The organism is Pontimicrobium sp. MEBiC06410 (genome assembly GCF_053601615.1).
Genome location: NZ_JBSHNT010000049.1, coordinates 1 through 3,319, shown reverse-complemented (window position 1 = coordinate 3,319; position 3,319 = coordinate 1). Strand labels below are relative to the sequence as shown.

Here is a 3,319-nt window from a genome sequence, read left to right as displayed (position 1 = left end):
TGAAACTTGGTATAATAGAAAAAGATTACACACGGCTTTAGGCTTAAAATCTATTGAAGAATTTGAAACAGAAATGAACAATCAAAAATTAGCAGCATAATCTCTCTTCTTTTTGTCCAGTTTTTTGTTGCAAGTCCATATTTTGGCATCAGGGTCACTTGGACTGTAATGGGTTTTGTTGCGTTTATCTCGCTGGCTTATATGCCTTAGTTTATGTAGGTGCTTTTCTAAGTCTTCTTCTGGGACTTTTAACTCTAAACTATCCATAAAGACATTTGCTTTTATAGGTGCTGAGTCTATTGCATGGGTATGCTCACTTACCATACCGTGTCAACGGTTACCATTGTTGTGTGCAGTTTTTAGTTTATCAAGACATACAATGAATAATGTCATTCTTACCTCAAGATCGCAGACATTAATTCTTAAGAATTTTTTTATGATATACTTTACCTAGGTATTCAATTTGAAGGATATAAATACCATTACTGTATGTAGATAAATTAATTGTTTTGTCTGTAAAAGTATTTAATAATATCGATCCGTTAATAGAAAACAATTTTCCTTTAAATTCTTCTTTTGTATCAATATAGAATTGATTTTTAGTTGGAATTGGATAAAACGAAAATTTAGTACTAAGTATATCATTGTCATTTATATTTAAAGTACTATCAGGAGTAACCAAAGTAAAGTAAGAACCATTAGGCAAGGAGATATCATCAAAAAGTATAACTGATCCAGTAAAAGAAGTAGCTACTATTTCTATTGATGCATCACTAAAATCGCTATCAGTATCAACAAGTAAGATAAAATCAGTGGGGTTAGTTCCAGTTATGGAAAGACCAGCAATATCAAAAGTTAAATCGACAGTGCCTATGGCTCCAGTTTGTTGTACAAACCATTCTCTTCCAACTCTTTGATTGGACGCTAAGTCTGTTGGCAACTCTGTAGATTGTTGAGTAAGAAAATTATTATCGTGGCCAATCATTAAAAAATCTCCATCATCTAAAGAAGATGGATTGCTTAAAACAATATTACCTTTACCACTTTGACCTGTACCATCACCACTACCAGTACTAATGCTGTTGGACTCGGATTGATTAAGACTACTGGTGTCGTCTCGACCTATACCAAAGACATCATTCCAGTAGGTCATATTACTCCATACTGAAGTTCCCGCAGACGTGGTATAATTTCCAATGGACGGATCCAATGAGATGCCATATTTCATTCCGAGATAAGATTGTACTTTATTCCTGTCATCAGTTGTTAATAAAGATGGATACATAATCAATTCGGCAATCTGACCATTGAAAGGGTTTCTGTTGTTACTGTCCTGTGAAATACCAATTAAAGGTATTGATGTAAAGGCAACCGCTGTAAATGCTGTAGGGTTTCCTGCAAATTTCTCGGTAACGAAAGACTGTCCATCTATATACGACCTAGAATTTGATCCAGAACCTGGGACGATTTCAATTAGACCTAACCTGGCTTTTTCGCTTCCCAGATTACCAGTTGATTGAAAATAAAAATCGTTTGGAGTTACTAGATTATTTCCTGTTCCCATTTGGTCACCCTTCATCATGTAGCCAACATTATCGGTTGCCTCACTGGCACTCATAACAGTATTAAAGTTGTCATCATCTCTTTTAATGACAGCAAAAAGCGATTGAAATTTTATGGGGGTATCACCTACTAGCCAATCACCGATTCCAAGATCACCTTCAAAATCTACTGTATTGTTAAAGTTAATAAACCTTGTTCCAGTTTTAGGATCAAATTGAATTGTAAATGTATTCGTTCCAGTTTGATCTACCCAACTAGTGAGATTACCAGACGCAGGAGTAGTCCCAGTGTCTCCTCTTAACCATAGGTTGGCCCCTGATACTCCACCTGGGTTTTGTGCGTCAAGCTTAAAAGCTACAGCTAGCATTATTAGGATTAATAAAAGTCTAAAATAACGTTGTGATATAAGAGTATTCATTATTCTCTGTTTATTGTTTATTTTAATTTGTATTCGATTTTTTCTCAGCTATCAAAATTGATTAAACATATTTTCTATCAGGACAAATCTCATTTTAGCTTTTTTTAGAAGTTTTGAGACAATAAGAAAACACATTAATTACTCATACTGTTTCCATGCTACCCTATGGTACTACAAAAGATACTGCAATTGCTGAATTTGGATTAAGATTAGGAAAAATAGTATTTTCCGAATTCGGTTCATCATATTGGTTTGACCAGAAAGACTCTCCATAACATCTTGCGTAAACTGTTTGACCACTGCTAAATCCGAGTGCAACCAACGATACATTGGTAAGATTTAAATTCCGAGGATTTATCTGTGATGGAAGTGTTTCTAAAACAGCTTCGTAATTTGTGTTACTAACATTAGATTGCGTGGAGAAAAAGAAACGTATATACCTTGTATTCCCAACATTTCCATCAGGGTCTGTGGTGGCAGCGAGTGTAATATCTGTTCCGTTATTGGTAGCGGTAAGATTCGTAATAGAAGTTGTGGATAGCTGACCAAGCGAAGGCGTTTCTGCAATAAAGGTATCACTAGTACTATGGTCAATATTAAATCTTTTGAATGTTCCATAGCCATTTTTTTCATAAACTAGGGTAACAGTATCAAACGGCACATTTGATAAAGTGTACTGACCATTTGAATTCGTAGTAGTGGATATTGAAGTTCCTTCTACGTTCACAGTCATATTAGAATTGTCGATTTCAGTTACTCCGTCATCAAAAAGATTAACAGAACCAGAAATATTGGCTGATGTAGGAGAAGGAGTGTCATTATCATTACTATCACTACAAGAAGTTCCTAATACAAGTAATAGTAGAATTAAATTGAATTTAAATGTTTTCATGGTGTATATTGTTTAAATAAAGTTAAAATAATGATTAATTCAAAATGTCTTATCCTGAAATATGGCTACAGGTTAAAATTGAATTAAGCTGATAATTTATATACCATATTAGGTGTTTATAGTATAAAGATAAGTGTAATCTTATTTCGTTGTATAAATTAATTGCATTTTTTGTAGCTATTTTTGCGTGAGCTACGTTTTTAAAGGTTTAATCTAGATAAAATTCATCTTTTAAAATTCCATTAACTCTTTCTGCGATTCCGTTTTCGTAACAATGATTTTCTTGGAAATGTTACATTTGACAAGACTGGACATGCTATATTTGACAGGACAGTAAGAAGCGAGTTTATATATTTATAAACTTTAATAAAATAACAATGTCAAAACCACGAAATTTTTACACCAAAGAATTTAAACATAAAGCTGTAGAGCTTAGTTATGCAAAA

General features: G+C 33.5%; 2 protein-coding genes and 2 pseudogenes. All 4 read right to left on the bottom strand.

Going from position 1 to position 3,319, the window contains the following annotated elements:
- Positions 1-138: 138 nt before the first annotated feature.
- Positions 139-327, bottom strand: a pseudogene (locus ACVC08_RS00305) (IS1182 family transposase); the annotation flags it as partial.
- Between the two features lie 88 nt (positions 328-415).
- Entirely contained in the window at positions 416-1,618 is a 1,203-nt protein-coding gene (locus tag ACVC08_RS00300) for a T9SS type A sorting domain-containing protein (protein ID WP_452600520.1), read from the bottom strand.
- 526 nt (positions 1,619-2,144) lie between these two features.
- Positions 2,145-2,873 (bottom strand): carboxypeptidase-like regulatory domain-containing protein, encoded by a 729-nt coding sequence (locus tag ACVC08_RS00295; protein WP_452600519.1) that lies wholly within the window; start codon positions 2,871-2,873, stop codon positions 2,145-2,147.
- A 49-nt stretch (positions 2,874-2,922) separates the two neighbouring features.
- Positions 2,923-3,153: pseudogene (locus tag ACVC08_RS00290) on the bottom strand (integrase core domain-containing protein); the annotation flags it as partial.
- Between the last annotated feature and the right edge of the window lie 166 nt (positions 3,154-3,319).

Excerpts from the sequence above, each read along its gene's own strand:
- ACVC08_RS00300 (WP_452600520.1), bottom strand. The coding sequence starts at position 1,618 with ATGAGTGCCAGTGAGGCAACCGATAATGTTGGCTACATGATGAAGGGT.
- ACVC08_RS00295 (WP_452600519.1), bottom strand. The coding sequence starts at position 2,873 with ATGAAAACATTTAAATTCAATTTAATTCTACTATTACTTGTATTAGGA.